Here is a 19,162-nt window from a genome sequence, read left to right on the forward strand (position 1 = left end):
GAGCCCAGCCGACGGCCCGGAGCCGTTGAAGGTCTTGGCTTGGCGCTTTGCCGTCAGGAAGTAGCAAAGCCCCTTCCGGTTCTTTCCGATGGTGCCGGCCCGCCCCCTCCTGCATCGCGGCAAGGCTTTGTTCATCCGATCCTGCCTCCATGCCGCCATGCCCAGAACATCGCGCGGCGAGCACCAGGCCGAGGCCCGCCCCTGGGGGGCGCAGGACGGCCTGCTGCGCCGGGTCGTGGCCACCGGCGCGCGCCTGCTTGGCGGCGCCGATCAGGCATCGCCCGGGCCCGGCAGCGTTGTCGTGCCGCCCCTGGCGGCCGACTTGGCGCCGCCACCGGCCGCTGACATCCCTCCCAACCCGGCCATCGCCCGCGCCGCCTGGGCGGACCGGCTGTGGGGCGACGGCATGGCGATACCGGGCGGCGCCGAGGAAGTGCTGCGCCTGGCCGCGCTGCTGCCGCTGACGCCGGCCCATACCGTGCTGCTCGCGGGCCTCGGCGCCCGTGCTGCGGGTGGGGTGGTGGCGGGGGCTCGCGGGTGCTTCGTCTCGGCCCATGAGGTCGACCTCGTGCCGGCTCCGCCAGGCCGGCGCGCGCTGTCCAGGCGCGTCACCGCCGCCACCCTGTCGCCTGGCGCTCCTTCCTTCCGCGCGGCCTATCACCAGCATGCGCTGCTGCTGGAACCCTTCCGCGCCGGCGGGGCGCCCGAACGCCTGCTGCGCGCCACCGCCGCCGCGTTGCGCGATGGCGGGGAGGTGGTGCTGCTCGACCTGGTCGCCAGCGGGCGCGATGCCGATGCGCGCTGGCTGGCCGCCGAGGCCCGGCAGTCGCCGCCGCCCGAGGCCGCCATGCCCGAGGCGCTGGAGAAGGCCGGCTTCCGAATCCATGTTGTCGAGGATGCCGGCGCGCGGCAGCAACGCGCCGTGATGTTGGGCTGGATCACCCTTCTTGAGGCGCTGCGGATGGAACCCGCCCGCCCCACCCCGCAGGCTGCCGCCGCGCTGGTCGCGGAGGCCGAGGCCTGGCTGCTGCGCCTGCGCCTGTTGCGCGATGGCAGGCTGCGGCTGTTGCGCTGGCACGCCAGCCTGGTGCGGCGGCCCGGCTGATGCCTGGCAGCGGCGGCCACGCCCGGCGCTTGAGGGTCGAAGCATGATCGCCGCAGGTGGACACACCGGAGGCGTAAATCATACCAACGGCCCGAGTTCTTGACTCGGGCCGAGGCCGCGAAGGCGGCCCGTCCGTAGTCCGGCGAAAGCCAAGCAAACCAGAGGTTTGCGCCCGGCGTCGGAGGGCAGGGAAGGCCTCATGCCAGTGGTCCACGGAATGGGCCGCTGGTATCACACGATCAAACAAAGGCATGGAGCGGGAGGAGTGAGCGAAAGCGAACGGATCCTGCTCTGAAGGAAGCGCCTACTCCGCCGCATCCTGCGCAAGCCACGGCCAGCGCATCTTCACCACTGGAGATGACGGTTCATAGGCGAGGCAGGTGCCGATGATCCGCGGCTTCTCGCGCACGCCGGTCACCGCTTCCCGCGCCAGTTCCTTCTCCCGCCGCACGGGGTACATGGTCTGGTAGGCGACGGTCGCCATCTGGGCCAGCATCTCCCGCAGATGGGTGCAGCCGAGCACGCCACCCACGCGTTCCTGCACCGCGCGGTTGAAGCCGGGCCCGATCTTCAGCCCCGCCAGCCGTGCAAAATTCGGCGCCGCCTGCGGGCAGATGGCATAGGGCGTGTGGTCGGACGCCGCCTCGCATTCGTGGATGAGCAGGTCCTCGTCGATGGTCAGGCGGATCCACATGCCGTGCAGCGGCGTGCCGGGCTCGAGCCAGCCCTTTTCCTCATTGTCGAAACCGTAGGCCTTGGTGTCGAGCAGATGGCCCTCGATGTCGAACAACCCATCGGCACGGCGATAGCCCCGCATGTCGATCTGGCGGCGGTGCATCGGCTCGCGGTCGGCGGGTGTGGAAAGTGGCATGGGTCGTTCCGGGGCTTGCTGCGTCGCATCATATTGTCGCAATGCAAGCGCGGGGAACCCGCAGAGGCGAAATTGGGCCGGGGCGACGCGCTGGGCAGCCATGTGCGGATGCACCGGAGGGGTCCAACCCCCTCCATCCCGTCACCCCACCGCGCCCTCATCGCGCAGCAGCGCCCTCACCGCCTCGGTCGGAACCTCGCCGCTGGTGAAGACATCGCCGGGCCTGCGCATCAGCACGAAGCGCATCTGCCCGTCGCGGTTCTTCTTGTCCTTGGCCATGCGACCCATCAGCGCGTCCACCGTGAAGCGGCGGGGCAGGTCGCCAATCCGCGCCGGCAGCCCGCAGGCCGCCAGGTGGGCGATGACGCGTGACGGCCATTCCTGGCTGCAATGCCCCAGTCGTGCGGAGATCGACGCCGCCAGGCCAAGCCCGATCGCCACCGCTTCCCCATGCAGCAGGCTGCCGTCGAAGCCGCATTCGGCCTCCAGCGCATGGCCGAAGGTGTGGCCGAGATTGAGCAGCGCGCGGCCGCCCTCGGGGCTTTCCTCCCGCTCATCCGCCGCCACCACGGCGCCCTTGAGCCGGCACGATTCCAACACCGCATGGGTCAGCGCCGCCGCGTCGCCGGCGACGGCCGCGGCGCCATGCGCCTCGCACCAATCCCACAGCGCGCCCTGCAACAGCCCGTGCTTGGCGACCTCGGCATAGCCGGCGCGCAATTCGCGCGGCGGCAGCGTCGCCAGCGTGTCGGTATCGGCCAGCACGATGCGCGGCTGGTGGAAGGCGCCGGCGAGGTTCTTCCCCGCTCGCAGGTTCACCCCCGTCTTGCCGCCGACCGACGAATCGACCTGCGCCAGCAATGTGGTGGGCACCTGCACGAAGGGCACGCCGCGCATCGCGACCGCGGCGGCGAAGCCGGCCAGGTCGCCGACCACCCCGCCGCCCAGCGCCACCACCGCCGTCCGGCGGTCGAGCCCGGCCGCGAGCATCTGTTCCAGCACGTCCTGCAAGCGGTCGAAGGCCTTGGATGCTTCGCCCGGCGGCACGGCGATCTCGGCCAGCACCTTGATCTCCGCCGCCTCCAGCCCGGCGCGCAAGGTCGGCCCGTGGATCGCGGCGACGGCGGCGTCGCTGACCACCACCACGCGGCGCGCCGGCAGCACCGGGGCGATCAGCCCGCCGGCACGGCCCAGCAGCCCGGGGCCAACCACCACCTCATAGCCGCGATCGCCCAGCTGGACCGGCAGGCGCCGGGGCGGCACCGCACCTTCGACCGCATCCTGCACGCGGCGCGTCGTGACCTCGGGGCTTTCGTCGGTGCAGGTCACGGTCACATCGGCCTCGGCATAGAAGGGGTGGCGCGCCGTCATCAGGCGCTGCAGCACCTCGGCGGGGTCGGCATTGAGGAACATCGGCCGGTGTTCCCGCCCCGCCACGCGGCGCAGCAGGGTCGGCAATTCGCATTTCAGCCAGATCGTCACGGCACCGGAGGATTTGATCGCCTCGCGCGTCGCGCGGTCGGCAAAGGCGCCGCCGCCGGTCGCCAGCACCAGCGCCGGGCCGGCGAGCAGGCGGGTGATGACGCGACGCTCGCCGGCGCGGAAATGCGGTTCGCCATAGCGGGTGAAGATCTCGGTGATCGGCATGCCGGCGGCCGATTCGATCTCGGTATCGGCATCGCGGAAAGGCAGGCCGAGCCGCGCGGCCAGCCGCCGCCCGATCGCAGTCTTGCCGGCGCCGGGCATGCCGACCAGCACCACGGCCCGCCCCGGCGGGGCCGGGACGGCGGCTGTCAGGCGGTCATCACTGGGAATATCGAGGGCGGAGTTGCGCGACACGGGGGCGGAGGCTAGAGCAATATCCGTCCGGATGAAATCGTCCCGACGGATTTCGTGCTCTGGAAAATCGAGATTCTTGAGCATCTTATATCTATTGCTCCGGCACATTGCCCGAGTCCCGCATGGGAGACGCCGCGCCCGATGTCCCGCAGCCCGTTCGCGCTGATCCTGCTGCTGGTCCTGGGCGCCGTCGCCGTCGGGCTGCTGGCGCTGGGTGCCTTTCCCCCCGGCGTCACGCCCCAGCCGGTGGAACGCGCCATCCCCAACGAACGGTTCCAGTCCAGTCGGTGAGCGGCGCATCCCGGCATGTCGAGGCCTTCCTCGAAATGCTGGTGGCCGAGCGCGGCGCGGCGCGCAACACGCTCGCCGCCTACCAGTCGGACCTCGATGATTTCGCGGGCTTCACGGCGGCGCGAGGCATCGCCGTGCATGCCGCCGATGCCGATGCGCTGCGCGGCTGGGTGCGGCAATTGGCCGGCGCCGGCTATGCCGCCCGCACCCAGGCCCGCCGCCTGTCGGCGATTCGCCAGTTCCATCGCTTCCTGGCGCGGGAAGGGATCCGCCCCGACGACCCGACCGAATTGCTGGAAAGCCCGCGCCTGCCCGCCAGCCTGCCCAAGGCGCTGTCCGAAGCCGAAATGGAGGCGCTGATCGCCGCCGCCGCCGGCCTGCCGGGCCGGAAGGGCGCGGCCGCCGCCGCGGCGGTGGAGTTGCTGTACTGTTCCGGCCTGCGCGCCAGCGAGTTGGTCTCCCTGCCCGCCGGTGCATTGCGCGCCGAGGAAGGCCTGGTCGCGGTGCGCGGCAAGGGTGGCAAGGAACGGCTGGTGCCTGTCTCGGCCCGGGCCCGCGACTTGGCGCTGGCCGCCCGCACGGAAGCCGCCGAGCGCGCCGGCCCGAAAGGCGCGCGCTGGCTGTTTCCATCCCGTGCCTCGTCAGGGCATCTGACGCGGCAGTCGCTGGGGCTGCTGCTGAAGGAGGTGGCGCTGGCCGCGGGGATCGACCCGGACCGGGTCAGCCCGCATGTGCTGCGGCATTCCTTCGCGTCGCATCTGCTCGGGCGCGGGGCGGATCTGCGCAGCCTGCAATTGCTGCTGGGGCATGCCGACATCGCGACGACGCAGATCTACACCAAGGTGCTGGAAGGGCGGCTGAAGGCGTTGGTGGAGGCGCATCATCCATTGGCGCGGTGAGGGGGGATTGCTGGAGGGGCGCCGCCCCTCCAGACCTCCCCGCCAGGGGCCAGCGGGCCCCTGGACCGCGGGGACCTGGTGCCCTTGGCGGGGAAGGCGCACCCGATGGGGCCATCACCGGGAATCACGCCGGGCTTGGCGCAATACGCGCCCGAACCCTGCGAATCCGCCCATCGCGCCCGGCGCCAGGTCGAGGTTTCCAAAGGCCTTAAGCCTTTGGTGGGGTGAGGTCCGGAGAGGGGCAAAGCCCCTCTCTGGTCGCCCCCCCAGCGTCAATTCGCCGCACTGACCTGCGGCGGGGGCAATGCGTTGCCGTCGCGCGGCAGGGTCAGCCCTTGCCCGGCCTGCGGGGCCGCGCCGGGCGCCGCCGCGCCGGGCTGGGCCGGGAAGCCGCCGGCATTCTGCACCACCGTGCGCACGCCGCCGGCTGCCTCGTTCGCTGCGGCGAAGGCCACGTCGCCCCAGAAGCGGTCCAGCACGCCGACCGGCACCTCGTTCAGTTGCAGCACGCGGCCCAGGTCCTCGCCATCCTGGCGAGAGATGGTCCAGAGCAGTTCGACCCGTTGCGAGCGCAGGCCCGGCTGGTTGACCACCGCGACCTGCCCGGTCACCGCGAAGCGTGCGCCTTGCGCGGTTTCCTGCACCAGCAGGCCCTGGGTGGTCAGCGCGTCGCGCAGGCGGGACGTCAGGGCCTGGTTGCCGTCGCCGGGGGCGCCGCGGACCATCGGGACGTAGATGCGCGGCGGGCCGTGGGCGAGCAGCGCGGCGGGGTCGTTGCCCTTGCGCGCGGCCTCGGCGCGCAGCAGCAGGTCGGCGATGCGCGGGGCGGCCTCACGGGCGACGCGCTGCATGACCTCGGGGTTGGCCTCCGACCAGTCGCGGGCAGGGATGCGCGTGCCGAGGGTTGCCCCCTGCTGGCGGCCATCAGGGTCGGTCAGCACGTAGCGCGGGATGACGGCATTGCCCTGCAGGCTCGCCTCGATGGTCAGGCGCCAGTCGAGCGGCAGCGGTTCGGTCGCCGAGGCCGGCACCTCGGCGGTCAGCAGGGCAGCGGACAGGGTCTCGGCGAAGCCCACTGCCTGGGCGCCGGACAGCAGGGCTTCGGATGGCGCCGGCACGGCAAGGCGATAGGCCGGGGGAGCGGCCAGCGCGCCGGCCTGGCCGCCGGGATTGCCGCGGTAGGGCTGCGGCAGGTCGCCGCAGGCGGGCAGGGCGAGGATCAGCGCGAGCGCTGCGCCGCGCAGGGTGCGGAAGGACGGGATCATGGGCCGCGTTTGCTCCATTTCGTCGCGTGCCAGGCCAGGTCCCGATCAGGTGGTTCCACCGGATCGGGTGAAGATGCGCGCTCGATCGAGGGATTGGGTTGGATGCCCTGCGCCGGCGCGAACGGGAATCGCACCAGGGCAGATCCCGATCGGGTCGAAGCACCTGATCGGGTGAAGATGCCCGAACGACAGGGGTGGGAGGCATTGCCGTGCGCCAAGGCGAACGGAACCGGCTTTAGAGCGTGATCACCGCAGGTGGAATCACCGGAGGCGTGAATCACGGGATCAAACGAAGGCATGGAGCAGGAGGCGTGAGCGAGGGCGAGCGGATCCTGCTCTAGACCATCGCCACGCAGGTCGCGAGCATGGTCAGCAGGGTCAGCAGGCCGAGCATGTAGAGGTAGGGCATGGCGCTGTTGCGGCGTTCCCGGGCGAGTGGACGGGATGGTCCTCATCCGCCGATGGCGATGGCGGAGAGTTGATGCCCGATCGGCCCGCCGCCCGCCAGGGTGCGGCGACGATGGCTGAAGAAGACGTCTTCCAGTGCCAGCGTGTCGTGCGGGGTGACCTCGGCGGCCGCGCCGGCGGCGACGAGTCGTGCGGCGCAGTAGCCGGCGAGGTCGAATTGCCAGCGATCCGGCCGGGCGCCATCGGCGAAGAAGCGCGCATCGGCGGCATCGCGGGCCAGCACCGCGTCGCGCAGGTCGGCGGCGACTTCGTAGGATGGCTGGCGGATGCACGGACCGACGGCGGCCACGATGCGGCTGCGCCGGGCGCCGAGGGTGAGCATCGCCTCGATGGTCGCTTCCAGCACGCCGCCCACCGCGCTGCGCCAGCCGGCATGGGCGGCACCGATCACGCCCGATTCGGCATCGGCGAACAGCACCGGCGCGCAGTCGGCGGTGACGACACCCAGCGCGATGCCGGGACGGCGCGTCACCAGGGCATCGGCGCGGGGGCGGTCGGTGTCGGGCCAGGGGGCGTCGAGCACGGCGACATCGATGCCATGCACCTGGGTCAGCCCGGCCAGCGCGCCGCCCGGGACACCCAGCGCATCGGCGGCACGGCGGCGATTCTCGCGCACCGCATCGGGGTCGTCCTTGCTGGAGACCGAGCAGTTCAGCGCCGCAAAGGGGCCGGCGGAGACACCGCCGCGGCGGGTGAAGAAGCCGTGGGCGAGGCCGGCATGGGCGGCGAGGGTCTCGGCGGTGACGAATTCGGCCATCAGGGATCCTCGAAACCGGGCAGGGTCGGCAAGGCGGGATGGCAGAGGCAGATCGCCTTGAACAGCCGGCCCATATGCTCGGGCGCCGTCAGGCGCTGCGCTGCCGATAGATGGCGCCCCGCGCCGCGCGGGTCCAGCCTGGCCAGCATCGCCGAACGCGCATGCAGGCCGAGCCGCGCCAGGAATACCCCCTGCGGCACCGGCCCCTGGACAGCGGCGCCGGCCGCGCGGGCGGCGGCGGCAAGTGCTGCGAAATCGACATGGGCGGTGAGGTCCGCGCCGCCGGCGGCCCCGAGCGGATCGGCCACACCATGCGCGGCCATGGCCTGCAGGCTGTCGCCAAAGCCCGGTTCGGCGGGGCCGTAGTCGAGGAACAGCGCCGCACCGCCCTGTGCGCCGAGCCGCGCGGCCAGCGTTGCGGCGAGCGCGCGGGCAGGTTCGTTCACTTCCTGGATGGCGCCGTCCTCGGCCGCGTCCGGCAGGAGAGGCGCATCGACGGCGGGGTGTTCGACAAAGGCGCCAGCGTGGACGAAGCGTTCCATCCACGCATCGCTCCGGCGGATGAACTGGCGGATCGGCAGGGCGTCGAGGAACTCGTTGCCGATCACGATGGCGGGGCCGGGCGGCAGCGCGGCTATGCCGTCATGCCAGGCTGCCTCGGCGGGGGCGAGGCGGGCGGCCTGGGCTTCGCGCAGGCGGGGCGAGGTCTCGACCAGGTGCACGCGCAGGGCGGCGCGGAAGGCGGGCACCATCTCGGCCACCGCGCGCAGCGCATCGGCCATCAGCGTGCCGCGTCCGGGGCCGAGTTCGACCAGCAGCACCGGATCGGGGCGGGCCATCGCGTCCCACGCCACGGCGGCCCACAGGCCGAGGCATTCGCCGAAGGCCTGGGTGATCTCAGGCGCGGTTGTGAAGTCCCCGGCTGCGCCGAAGGGGTCGCGCGCGGCGTAGTAGGCGGCGACCGCGCGGGCCATGAAGTGGTCGAGGCGTTCGGTCATGCGGGGGATGGAGGGGCTTTGCCCCTCCAGACCACCCCACCAGGGGCCAACGGGCCCCTGGACCGCGGGCCCTTGGTGCCGGGCGCCAGGTGATGGCTTCCAAAGGGCCACTGCCCTTTGGTGGGGTGAGGTCCGGAGAGGGGCAAAGCCCCCTTCCGACTTTGCCGCCCTTCACGCATTCGCCGCCCGTGCCCGCAGCATCAGCCACCCGCCCACCAGGATCATCGGCAGCGACAGCAATTGCCCCATGGTGGCCCCCGCGAACAGGAAGCCCAGATGCGCGTCGGGCTGGCGGAAGAACTCGCCGATGATGCGCGCCACGCCGTAGCCGGCGAGGAAGACGCCGGAGAGGAAGCCGCGCCGCCGGCGCATCGCCTCGCTGCGGACGAGAATCATCAGCAGGGTGAACAGGGCGATGCCTTCGAGACCCGCCTGGTACAATTGCGATGGGTGGCGCGGTTCCGGCCCGCCGGTCGGGAAGACCATGGCCCAGGGGACATCCGGTGCGACGCGGCCCCACAGCTCACCGTTGATGAAGTTGGCGAGCCTGCCGAAGAAAAGCCCGATCGGAACGACGCAGACGATGCGGTCGCCGAAGGCCACCCAGTCGATCGCGTTGCGGCGGCAATACAGGAAGGTGGCGATGATCAGGCCAAGCGCGCCGCCGTGGAAGGACATGCCGCCATGCCAGACGGCCAGCGCCTCCAGCGGTTCGGTGATGTAGTAGCCGGGCCGGTAGAACAGCACGTAGCCGAGCCGCCCGCCGAGGATGATGCCGAGCGTGGTCCAGGTGACGTAATCGTCCACCTGCTCGGGTGTTGCGACCTGCGGCGTGCGCTGCACCAGCGATCGCGCCAGCCGCCAGCCGAGCACGATGCCGGCGATATAGGCGAGCGCGTACCAGCGGATGGCGATCGGGCCGATCTCGACCAGCACCGGGTCGATCATTGGGAAGGGAATGGCGAAGAACATCAGGCGAAGGGGTCCTCGGCGTCGGCCAGCACGTCCTGCACATAGGAGCGGACGCCATCCTCGACGGACGTGGGCGGATGGTCGAAGCCGGCGCCGCGCAGGCGGTCCATTCGCGCCTCGGTGAAATACTGGTACTTGCCGCGCAGGTCGTCGGGCATCGGGATGAAGCGGATATCGGCGTTGCGGCCGAGTGCGGCGTAGATCGCCCGGGTTAGGTCGAGGAAGGACCGTGCCTGGCCCGAACCGATATTGTACAGCCCCGAGGTCTGCGGGTTGCGCGCCAGCCATAGCATCGCGGCCACGCAGTCATTCACATGCACGAAGTCGCGCTTCTGGTCGCCATCGGCGATGCCGTCGCGGTCGGAGGCGAACAGCGTCGCCGGGTCGCCGGCCATGATCTGCTTGTATTTGTGCAGCACGACGGAGGCCATGCGGCCCTTGTGGTGCTCGTTCGGCCCATAGACGTTGAAGAAGCGCAGCCCGGCCCAGTGCGGCGGGCGCTTGTGGCCGCGGGCAAGCATCTGCGCCACCCGGCGGTCGAAGGCCAGCTTCGACCAGCCATACAGGTTCAGCGGCCGCAGCTTCGCCAGCGCCTCGGCGCGCAGATCATCCTCGAAGCCCTGGGAGCCGTCGCCATAGGTCGCGGCCGAGGAGGCGTAGATGAACGGCACGCCGGCCTCGGCGCACCAATCCCACAGCATCTGCGGCAGGGCGATGTTGGTCGCCGCGACCAGATCGCCATCCGTCTCGGTCGTCGCGCTGATCGCGCCCATGTGGAACAGCGCCTTGACCGGCGGCGCCTTGGCCAGGAAATCCGGCAGGTCGTCTGGTGCGACGATGCCCGCGATCGGGTGCTTGGCGAGGTTGCGCCACTTCACGCCCTGGCGCAGGCGATCGACCACCACCACTTCCTCGCCACGGGCGCAGAGGGCGGCGACCAGGTTGGAGCCGATGAATCCGGCCCCGCCGGTGACAATATGCATGTTCCGCTGGTCCCGACGCGGCCCTATGAGGCAGGGGCGCGGGCGATATAGGCCCCGGCGGGACGGCCCGGCAAGCAAGCGGGCATGACAGGAGACCACCCGATGGCTGGCGATGACGGTCGCACGAAATTCATGGACGACCTGGCCGGCATGGCCGGGGGCGCCTTTTCGGTCCTCGCCGGCATCCGGACCGAGGCCGAGCAGATGGCGAAATCCCAGGCCGAGGCCATGGTCCGCCGGCTCGACCTGGTGAAGCGGGACGAGCTGGACGCGGCCATGGAGGTCGCCCGCCGCGCCCGCGAACAGGCGGAAGCCCTGGAGGCGCGGGTCACGGCGCTGGAGGCCCGCCTTGCCACCCTTGAGGCTGGCGGCGGATCCTCACCCGAAAGCTGAAGAACGTTTTGCAATCTCAGCAGGCTTGCGGCGTGATTTCGCGTCTGCGTAGTCTGCCATTAGTTGTTGCACGCCCGATTCGCCCCCCACATCTTGTGGGCCCCGGGCCTGCTCCAAGGCAAGGAGGTGCCGCATGTCCGCCTCTCTCCAGATTGATCGCGATCGCGCGACCAACCCGTTGGACATCCTCGAACAGATCATCGCCTCCAACGAATGGGCCTTCGAGCGCCGTTCGGACGGGGAAATGGCCGCCGAGGCCCCCGGGAAATGGTGCGACTACGGCCTGCATTTCTCCTGGTCGCATGAGATCAGCGCCATGTCCTTCACCTGCGCCTTCGACATGAAGGTGCCGACTGAGGCGCGCGACAAGCTCTATGAGCTGCTAGCCCTGGCCAATGACCGGCTGTGGATCGGCCATTTCGGTATCGAGGCCGAGGACGGGGTGCCGGTGTTCCGCCATTCCGTGCTGCTGCGCGGCGCGCAGGGCGCGTCCGCCGAAAGCCTCGAGGACATGGTGGATATCGCCATCACCGAATGCGAGCGCTTCTTCCCCGCCTTCCAGTTCGTGCTGTGGGGCGGCAAGGCGCCGGCCGAGGCACTGGCGGCATCCATGCTGGACTGCGTCGGGGAAGCCTGAAGCTTCGTGCGATACGTTCGGCGCCGGGATCGCGACACGAGAGCCTGATTGGTTCACGTTCGTTCACCGATCACGCTCCAACCTATTGTTTGGTCGCGTGATTCAGATCTCCGGTGCATTCGCACCTGCGGCCATCACGCTCGACGCGCGGTCCCGGGCCGGTACGGACGATGCTGCGGACCCCCGTCACCGCGGCAGGCCGCCGGTTTGCTGCCAATTCGGGATAGTTTTGCCACGCGACAGGTTTTCGTTGCTGTCGTAGACCGGCTGGGCCGGTGGGCGTCGGGATGCGATATCCAAGGCCAAGCCGGCTCGCACCCCGAACCACAGGACGCCAGCCATGCGCCGCGATTTCCTCAAGATGCTTCCCGTTCTCCTCGCCGCCCCCATCGCAGCCTGCGTGCCGCGCGGCGAATATGAGGAACTGCAGCGCGCCTATCGCGAGTTGCAGTCGCGCTACACCGCCGACCAGGCGACGATCACCATGCTCGAAGGGCGGCTCAAGGTCACCATGACCGACCGCATCCTGTTCCCCTCCGGCGGCTACCAGATCAACGAACGCGCCCGCGAGGAACTGCTGAAGATGGTGCCGACGCTGCGCAGCCTGCAGCAGACCCGCGTGATCGTCGAAGGCTATACCGACAATACCCCGGTCTCGCGGGAGATGGCGCGGTCGGGGATCGGCTCCAACCTGGACCTGTCGTCGCGCCGTGCGGATACGGTCGCCGACGTGCTGATCCGCGGCGGCGTGCCGCGCAACATCATCTCGGCGGACGGGCGCGGGGAAGCGAACCCGGTCGCTTCGAACAGCACGCCGGAAGGGCGCGCGCAGAACCGGCGGATCGAGGTGACGCTGGCCGGGCCGGGGAACTGAGGGCTCACTTCGTTGCGAAGCGCTGGCCAGGGGGGCGACACAATCCCCCCTGGCATGAGTCGGGCCGCCCTCATAGGCCTTCGCCTATCTGTTTCAGTAGGGTCCGACCGGATGGAGCGGATCACGACAAGGGTGACTGGACACCGCAATGCCGATATCTTCCGCAGATGTCGTTATTGAGGCGATGATTATTGAGCAGTGGAAGTAACATAGTTGATTTTTTTGGCAGTCCTGCCACCTGGATTGTGGCCTTGTCAATAGTATCTATCGCGTATTTTCTGATTAAAAGGCCACGAATGTGCGCAGTTGATTTCCTAAATGCGGCGGCTAACATATTTGTAATTACATCAATAGCTTGTTATATTTATAATATTATTATTGTTTTGTTCAATATTCAGGCGGCTCAACCGTTGCGTGTTGCGATAATTTTGCTTTTCAGCACGTTCATTTTTGTTCCGCAGTTACCGATAGGGGCTTTTCTCATATTTCGATTTGCTCCGACCACGAAATCTGAAGCCTGGCTCAAAATAGCGCTCATAGCGGTCGTATATATAAGCTTCGGATTGTGGACCGAGTCGATCGATATTTAGCGACCAAGCCTCCGAGGCAAACCTGTTCAATGCAGGGTCCCTCTTCGTTCCACGTCACACGCCCCGCGCGCAGTGCAGCAACGTCGCCGGCCGTCCCGGCGCGATCTGCAGGTCGATCTCGTCCGGCCGCACCCAGCCGAGCGTCTCGATCCCCGGCCCCGCCGGCGGGTCGCGGCCGCGTTCGGTGGGTGGGCCGAACTGGCGTTCCAGCCGGGCGCGCAGGGCCGCGCCCTGGGATTCGTCGGCCTGGGCGGACACGCAGACCAACCCGCCGGTGCGGCCATCGAAGGCGAAGGCGACGCGGAGCCGCAGCGTGCCGGAGCGGAATTCGCCGCCCACCCGGTAGTCGATGCGCGCTGCCGGGACGGGCCGACGTTCATCCGGCGGCAGGGCGCGCACCGACGATCCGCGCATGGCGGTGATGACCTGCGCCTCGGACATGCCCCAGCGGGTGTTTTCCCAATGGGCGTCGGCAGGCCCGGCCGCGATGGCCAAAACCGCGGCCAGCCCGGCAACCAGGCCCGCGCGCATGCTCAGCCCTTCCCGTGGCAGGCCTTGTACTTCTTGCCCGACCCGCAGGGGCAGGGCGCGTTGCGCGGCGTGCGGCCCCAGGTGGAGGGGTCGTTCGGGTCCACGCCCTCGGCGATCGGGCGCGGGGCAGCGGTGCCGATCGCCATCGGCACGGGTTCGTAGGTCGTGCCGCCGCCATTCGCCATTTCCAGCTCGGCGGCTGCCATCGCCGGGTCCGGGTGGCGCATGTCGAGGAAGCCGATCCCTTCCGGCGAGGGCGGCGGCGCATCCGGGCGCAGCTCGATGCGCAGCAGCAGCGACGTCACGCGCTCGCGCAGATCGGACAGCATGCCGTTGAACAGCGCGAAGGCTTCCGACTTGTATTCGTTCAGCGGGTCGCGCTGGCCATAGGCGCGCAGCCCGATGCCCTGGCGCAGGTGATCCAGCGCCAGCAGGTGTTCCTTCCACACCTGGTCGAAGACCTGCAGCAGCAGCGACTTCTCGACCTGGCGCATCACCTCCGGCCCGACATTGGCCGCGCGGGAGGCATAGGAGCGGTCGGCCGCTTCCTCCAGCCGCTCGCGCACCGCGTCGTCGTCGATGCCTTCCTCCTTCGCCCAGTCGGCGACCGGGACATCGAGGTTCAGCACGTCCTGCACCTGGCGCTGCAGCGTCTCCAGGTCCCATTGCTCGGGATAGGCGTTCTCGGGGATGCAGCGGGCGACGAGGTCGGCGATGGTCTCGTGACGCATCTCCTGGATCGACTCGTACACCTCGTCGGCCGTCATGAAGGCGCGGCGCTGGGAATACACTTCCTTGCGCTGGTCGTTCATAACGTCGTCGTACTTCAGAAGGTTCTTGCGCATGTCGAAGTTGCGCGCCTCGACCTTCTTCTGCGCCTTCTCCAGCGCCTTGTTGATCCAGGGATGGACGATCGCCTCGCCTTCCTTGAGGCCGAGCTTGGTCAGCATGCCGCCCATGCGGTCCGACCCGAAGATACGCATCAGATCGTCTTCGAGGGACAGGAAGAAGCGCGACGCACCCGGGTCGCCCTGGCGGCCGGATCGGCCACGCAGCTGGTTGTCGATGCGCCGCGATTCGTGGCGCTCAGTGCCGATGACGAACAGGCCGCCGGCGGTCTTCACCGCCGGGCGCACCGCCTCGACCTCGGCCTTGTGCTTGATGACGGCGGCTTCGTAGACCTCGCCCTCATTCGTGCCGGCCTCGTGGCGGGCGAGCATCTCGTAGTTGCCGCCCAGCTGGATGTCGGTGCCGCGGCCGGCCATGTTGGTCGCGATGGTCACCGCACCCGGCCGCCCGGCCTGGGCTACGATGCCCGCTTCCTGTTCGTGATACCGCGCGTTCAGCACCTGGTGCGGGACGTTCTTCTTCTTCAGCAGTTCGGAGATCAGCTCCGACTTCTCGATGCTGGTGGTGCCGACCAGGCAGGGCTGGCCGCGCTCGCGCGCCTCGGCGATCAGCGCGGCGACCGCCTCGTACTTCTCCATCGCGGTGCGATAGACCTCGTCGTCGCTGTCCTCGCGCGCCACCGGCACGTTGGTCGGGATTTCGACGACATCGAGCTTGTAGATCTCGGCGAATTCATCCGCCTCGGTCGCCGCGGTGCCGGTCATGCCCGCCAGCTTCGGATACAGCCGGAAGTAGTTCTGAAAGGTGATCGAGGCCAGCGTCTGGTTCTCGGGCTGGACGGTGACGTGTTCCTTGGCTTCCAGCGCCTGGTGCAGACCGTCCGAATAGCGCCGGCCTTCCATCATGCGGCCGGTGAACTCGTCGATGATGACGATCTTGTCCTGCCGCACGACGTATTCGACATCGCGCTTGAACAGCGTATGCGCGCGCACCGACTGGTTGACGTGGTGCACCAGGGAGACGTTGTGGATGTCGTACAGGTCGCCTTCGGTCAGCAGAGCGGCATCCTTGAGCATCTGCTCGATACGCTCGCCGCCCATCTCGGTCAGCGTGACGGTGCGCTGCTTCTCGTCCTTGTCGAAGGTCTCGGTGTCCTTGACGAGTTCCTTCACCACCTCGTCGACATGGCGATACATCTCGGAAGTGTCGTCGGTGGGGCCGGAGATGATCAGCGGCGTGCGCGCCTCATCGACCAGGATCGAGTCGACCTCGTCGACGATCGCATAGGCGAAGTCGCGCTGGACCATGTCCTCCAGCCGGTACTTCATGTTGTCGCGCAGATAGTCGAAGCCGTATTCGTTGTTGGTACCGTAGGTGATGTCGCAGCCATAGGCCCGCCGGCGCTCGTCATCGGTCAGCCCATGGACGATCACGCCCGTGGTCAGGCCCAGGAAGCCATACAGCTTGCCCATCCATTCCGCGTCGCGGCTTGCGAGGTAGTCGTTCACCGTCACCACATGCACGCCTTTGGCGGGCAGCGCGTTCAGGTAGACCGGCAGGGTGGCGACCAAGGTCTTGCCCTCGCCGGTCTTCATCTCGGCGATCTTGCCCTCATGCAGGACCATACCGCCGATCATCTGCACGTCGAAATGGCGCATGCCCAACACACGCCGTGCGGCCTCGCGCACCGTGGCGAAGGCCTCGGGCAGGATGTCGTCCAGCGTCTCGCCCTTCGCCAGGCGTTCGCGGAACAGCACGGTCTGGTTGGCCAGCGCCTCGTCCGACAGGGCCTCCATCGCGGGTTCAAGCGCATTGATGGCCGGCACGCGCGACTGGTAGCGCTTCAGCGAGCGGTCGTTGGAGGTGCCGAAGATGGCGGCGGCGAGGCGGGCGAACATGAGGGGCGTCAGTCTCCGTCGGGCGGGGCATGCCCGGTCGCGCGCGCCGACAGGCAACGCGCCTCACGCCGCCCGGAACCGTGGCGACGCAGCCGCGGGAGAGATAGGCGGGCGGGCAGGGCGGGTCAACGAACAGGGCGTGTTTTCCTCGGCACCGGGCAGGGGCTGACCATACGGAGGGTGCGAAGACCGGAGGGGCTTTGCCCCTCCGGGCCACCCCACCAAAGGCTTAAGGCCTTTGGAAACCGATACTTGGTGCCGGGCATGCAACACGCCCTCATCCTTGCGCCCCGCGGACTTCTGCGCGCCCTCACCTTGTCGCACCCATGGGCTTCGGCCATCTTCCAGCCCTTCCCGCCCTCCGAGGTTCCATGACGCCGCGCCGCCGCCCCGCCCACCCCCTCCGTGCGGGCCTTGCCCTGGCGATCGCGCTCGGCGCCGCCCAGCCGCTCAGCGCCCAGCAGCCGGCCCCGGCCGCGCCGCCGGCCGCCGCCCCGACCCCCGCCACCCCGCCGGGGGACACGGTCGTCGCCCGGGTGGATGGCGAGCCGATCACGCTGGCCGACCTGTCCGCCGCCGCGCGCGAACTGCCCGACGAGCTTCGCGCCGCCCCGCCCCAGGTGCTCTACCCGCTGCTGCTCGACCAGGTGATCGCCGGCCGGGCGGTGACCGCCGCCGCCCGCCGCGCCGGCCTCGACCGGGATGAAGCGGTGCGCGCGCGCATCCGCCGCGCCGAGGAGCAGGAACTCCAGCAGGCCTGGCTGACCGCCGAGATCGCATCCCGCGTCACCGACGCCGCCATCCGCGCCCGCTACGACCAGCAGGTGGCGAACCGCCCGGCCGAGGAGGAGGTGCACGCCCGCCACATCCTGGTGCCGACCGAATCCGAGGCGCGGACCGCGCTCGCCGAGATTCGCGGTGGCGCCGATTTCACCGCCGTCGCCCAGCGCATGTCGACCGGCCCGGGCTCGCGCGAAGGCGGCGACCTCGGCTTTTTCCGCCGGGGCGACATGGTGCCGGAATTCGCCGAGGCCGCCTTCGCCCTGCAACCCGGCCAGGTGAGCGAACCCGTCCGGTCCCCCTTCGGCTGGCACATCATCAAGGTCGAGGAACGCCGCCGCGCCGCGCCGCCCAGCTTCGACGACGCCGCCACCCAGATCCGCCAGCAGCTGCTGGAAGCCGAGGTTCAGGCCGCCGTCACCCGCGCGCGCGACGCCGCGCGGGTGGAACGCTTCAACCTCGACGGCTCGACGCCGCGCCCGACCGATGCGGCGGAGCCGCCGGCCCCGGCCGCCCCCGCGGCGCGCCCCGGTGGCCCGATCCGTCGCTGACCTGATCGTTCAAGCAAGCACCAAGACCGCAAGGACGCGCTCCATGGCCCATCCCGTCTCGCCCCTCGCTTTGCCGATGCCCGACCTGCCGCCGATCCCCGGCGTGCAGGTCGCGACAGGCGCCGCGGAAATCCGCTACCGCGCGCGGGAAGACGTGATGGCCATGGCCTTTCCCGCCGGCACCACCGTCGCCGGCGTGTTCACCAAGAACCGCTGTCCCGGCGCCCCCGTGGAATGGTCCCGCGCCGCGCTGAAATCGGGCAAGGCGCGCGGGCTGGTGGTCACCTCGGGCAATTCCAACGTCTTCACCGGCAAGGCCGGGCGCGAGACCTGCGTGAAGACCGCCGAGGCGACCGCGAAGATCCTCGGCTGCAAGCCAAAGGAAGTGTTCCTCGCCTCGACCGGCGTGATCGGGGAACGCCTGCCAACCGAAAAGCTGGTCGGCGCCCTGCCCAAGGTGTTCGCCGCCGTCACCGAGGCCGGCTTCTCCGACGCCGCCAAGGCGATCATGACCACCGACACCTTCCCCAAGGCGTCGGTCCATACCGCGACGATCGGCGAGACGACGGTGACCATCGCCGGCATCGCCAAGGGCTCGGGGATGATCGCGCCCGACATGGCGACGATGCTGTCCTTCCTCGCCACAGACGCGAAAATCCCGGCGGCCGCCCTGCAGGCGCTGCTGAAGAAGGGTTGCGACAAGTCCTTCAACTGCGTGACCGTCGATTCCGACACCTCGACCTCGGACACCGTGCTGCTGTTCGCCACCGGTGCGGCGAAGCATCCGCGCGTGCCGGCGGAAGGCGGGCCGGTGTTGAAGGATTTCGCCCGCGCGCTGAACGCCGTGCTGATGGACCTGGCGCTGATGGTCGCGCGGGACGGTGAGGGCGCGCAGAAGCTGATCCGAATCGATGTAACCGGGGCGACGACGGCTCGGTCGGCCCACAAGATCGGCATGTGCATCGCCAATTCCCCGCTGGTGAAGACCGCCATCGCCGGCGAGGACGCCAATTGGGGCCGCATCGTCATGGCGGTCGGCAAGTCCGGCGAACCGGCCGATCGCGACACGCTGTCCATCGCCGTGGGCGGGGTGTGGATGGCGAAGGATGGCGGCGTGGTCGATGGCTATGACGAGACGCCGGTCGTCGCCCACATGAAGGGGCGCGAGGTGGAGATCACCGTCGATATCGGGCTCGGCAAGGGCAAGGCCACGGTTTGGACCTGCGACCTGACGCATGGGTATATCGACATCAACGGGTCGTACCGGAGCTAGTGGGGGGCGGGACGTCCCCAGGGAGGGCTTTGCCCTCCCCGGACCCCACCCACCAAGGGCTTAAGGCCCTTGGAACCCTCGATTTGGCGCGGTTTGGGTCGTGCCAGGCGGCCACCCCCGATCCCGGGGGGCCTTGCGACGATGGCCGACAGGGGCTTGCGGACGCATCGGACGCCCCCTGGCAAGGCGCCCGTGCCGCTCACTGGCCACCATGCACAACGCAACTCCGATCGTCGCGCACACTCTTTCATGCCGAGCACCGGGTGATGGTTTCCAAAGGCCTTAAGCCTTTGGTGGGGGAGGTCCGGAGGGGGCAAAGCCTTCTCCGGTCACACTGT

General features: G+C 69.4%; 18 protein-coding genes. 8 read left to right on the plus strand and 10 right to left on the minus strand.

Features of this window, described 5'->3' with window-relative positions; genetic code table 11:
- Positions 1 to 157 precede the first annotated feature (157 nt).
- A complete protein-coding gene (locus AAFN86_RS10400) occupies positions 158 to 1,105 on the plus strand; it encodes a hypothetical protein (protein ID WP_347543240.1) in 948 nt (315 codons plus the stop codon).
- A 304-nt stretch (positions 1,106 to 1,409) separates the two neighbouring features.
- On the opposite strand, the gene AAFN86_RS10405 is transcribed toward AAFN86_RS10400, so the two are convergent.
- Positions 1,410 to 1,976: a DUF2889 domain-containing protein gene (locus tag AAFN86_RS10405; RefSeq protein WP_347543241.1), complete on the minus strand. Its 567-nt coding sequence runs from the start codon at positions 1,974 to 1,976 to the stop codon at positions 1,410 to 1,412.
- A 141-nt stretch (positions 1,977 to 2,117) separates the two neighbouring features.
- The gene (gene aroB, locus AAFN86_RS10410; RefSeq protein ID WP_347543242.1) at positions 2,118 to 3,815 is read right to left on the minus strand and encodes a 3-dehydroquinate synthase; all 1,698 of its coding nucleotides are present in this window, start codon (positions 3,813 to 3,815) and stop codon (positions 2,118 to 2,120) included.
- 141 nt (positions 3,816 to 3,956) lie between these two features.
- On the opposite strand from aroB, the gene AAFN86_RS10415 reads away from it, so the two are divergent.
- Positions 3,957 to 4,106 (plus strand): hypothetical protein, encoded by a 150-nt coding sequence (locus AAFN86_RS10415; RefSeq protein WP_347543243.1) that lies wholly within the window; start codon positions 3,957 to 3,959, stop codon positions 4,104 to 4,106.
- Positions 4,103 to 5,005: a tyrosine recombinase gene (locus AAFN86_RS10420; RefSeq protein WP_347543244.1), complete on the plus strand. Its 903-nt coding sequence runs from the start codon at positions 4,103 to 4,105 to the stop codon at positions 5,003 to 5,005. Before AAFN86_RS10415 ends, AAFN86_RS10420 begins: the two co-directional genes overlap by 4 nt.
- A 272-nt stretch (positions 5,006 to 5,277) precedes the next feature.
- Here AAFN86_RS10420 and AAFN86_RS10425 read toward each other — a convergent pair whose 3' ends face one another.
- The 5 genes from AAFN86_RS10425 to rfaD all read right to left on the minus strand — a co-directional run bounded on the left by AAFN86_RS10425 (position 5,278) and on the right by rfaD (position 10,448).
- On the minus strand, positions 5,278 to 6,270 hold the full coding sequence (locus AAFN86_RS10425) for a hypothetical protein (protein ID WP_347543245.1): 993 nt from the start codon (positions 6,268 to 6,270) through the stop codon (positions 5,278 to 5,280).
- A 451-nt stretch (positions 6,271 to 6,721) separates the two neighbouring features.
- The gene (gene pgeF / locus AAFN86_RS10430; protein ID WP_347543246.1) at positions 6,722 to 7,495 is read right to left on the minus strand and encodes a peptidoglycan editing factor PgeF; all 774 of its coding nucleotides are present in this window, start codon (positions 7,493 to 7,495) and stop codon (positions 6,722 to 6,724) included.
- Positions 7,495 to 8,493 carry an SAM-dependent methyltransferase gene (locus AAFN86_RS10435; protein ID WP_347543247.1) on the minus strand — a complete coding sequence of 333 codons (999 nt, stop codon included), beginning with the start codon at positions 8,491 to 8,493 and terminating at the stop codon, positions 7,495 to 7,497. Before AAFN86_RS10435 ends, pgeF begins: the two co-directional genes overlap by 1 nt.
- A gap of 171 nt (positions 8,494 to 8,664) precedes the next feature.
- Complete coding sequence (gene lgt / locus AAFN86_RS10440) at positions 8,665 to 9,465, minus strand: prolipoprotein diacylglyceryl transferase (protein WP_347543248.1); 801 nt, start codon at positions 9,463 to 9,465, stop codon at positions 8,665 to 8,667.
- Entirely contained in the window at positions 9,465 to 10,448 is a 984-nt protein-coding gene (gene rfaD / locus AAFN86_RS10445) for an ADP-glyceromanno-heptose 6-epimerase (protein ID WP_347543249.1), read from the minus strand. Before rfaD ends, lgt begins: the two co-directional genes overlap by 1 nt.
- Before the next feature lie 102 nt (positions 10,449 to 10,550).
- Between rfaD and AAFN86_RS10450 the strand changes: the two genes are divergently transcribed.
- The gene (locus AAFN86_RS10450) at positions 10,551 to 10,841 is read left to right on the plus strand and encodes an accessory factor UbiK family protein (protein WP_347543250.1); all 291 of its coding nucleotides are present in this window, start codon (positions 10,551 to 10,553) and stop codon (positions 10,839 to 10,841) included.
- Between the two features lie 133 nt (positions 10,842 to 10,974).
- Positions 10,975 to 11,478: a YbjN domain-containing protein gene (locus AAFN86_RS10455; protein ID WP_347543251.1), complete on the plus strand. Its 504-nt coding sequence runs from the start codon at positions 10,975 to 10,977 to the stop codon at positions 11,476 to 11,478.
- Between the two features lie 186 nt (positions 11,479 to 11,664).
- Here the strand turns inward: AAFN86_RS10455 and AAFN86_RS10460 are convergent, their stop codons facing one another.
- On the minus strand, positions 11,665 to 11,820 hold the full coding sequence (locus AAFN86_RS10460; RefSeq protein ID WP_347543252.1) for a hypothetical protein: 156 nt from the start codon (positions 11,818 to 11,820) through the stop codon (positions 11,665 to 11,667).
- Here AAFN86_RS10460 and AAFN86_RS10465 point away from each other — a divergent pair.
- Entirely contained in the window at positions 11,819 to 12,352 is a 534-nt protein-coding gene (locus AAFN86_RS10465) for an OmpA family protein (protein WP_347543253.1), read from the plus strand. The two genes, AAFN86_RS10460 and AAFN86_RS10465, sit on opposite strands and share 2 nt — an antisense overlap.
- A gap of 644 nt (positions 12,353 to 12,996) precedes the next feature.
- Here AAFN86_RS10465 and AAFN86_RS10470 read toward each other — a convergent pair.
- Entirely contained in the window at positions 12,997 to 13,473 is a 477-nt protein-coding gene (locus AAFN86_RS10470; protein ID WP_347543254.1) for a hypothetical protein, read from the minus strand.
- 2 nt (positions 13,474 to 13,475) lie between these two features.
- Complete coding sequence (gene secA, locus AAFN86_RS10475; RefSeq protein ID WP_347543256.1) at positions 13,476 to 16,220, minus strand: preprotein translocase subunit SecA; 2,745 nt, start codon at positions 16,218 to 16,220, stop codon at positions 13,476 to 13,478.
- Positions 16,221 to 16,591: 371 nt separating this feature from the next.
- On the opposite strand from secA, the gene AAFN86_RS10480 reads away from it, so the two are divergent.
- Positions 16,592 to 17,551, plus strand: a complete 960-nt coding sequence (locus tag AAFN86_RS10480; RefSeq protein WP_347543257.1) for a peptidylprolyl isomerase — start codon at positions 16,592 to 16,594, stop codon at positions 17,549 to 17,551.
- Between the two features lie 43 nt (positions 17,552 to 17,594).
- A complete protein-coding gene (gene argJ, locus AAFN86_RS10485) occupies positions 17,595 to 18,824 on the plus strand; it encodes a bifunctional glutamate N-acetyltransferase/amino-acid acetyltransferase ArgJ (protein ID WP_347543258.1) in 1,230 nt (409 codons plus the stop codon).
- Positions 18,825 to 19,162 lie beyond the last annotated feature (338 nt).

The organism is Roseomonas sp. CAU 1739 (genome assembly GCF_039839775.1).
Lineage (GTDB): Bacteria > Pseudomonadota > Alphaproteobacteria > Acetobacterales > Acetobacteraceae > Neoroseomonas.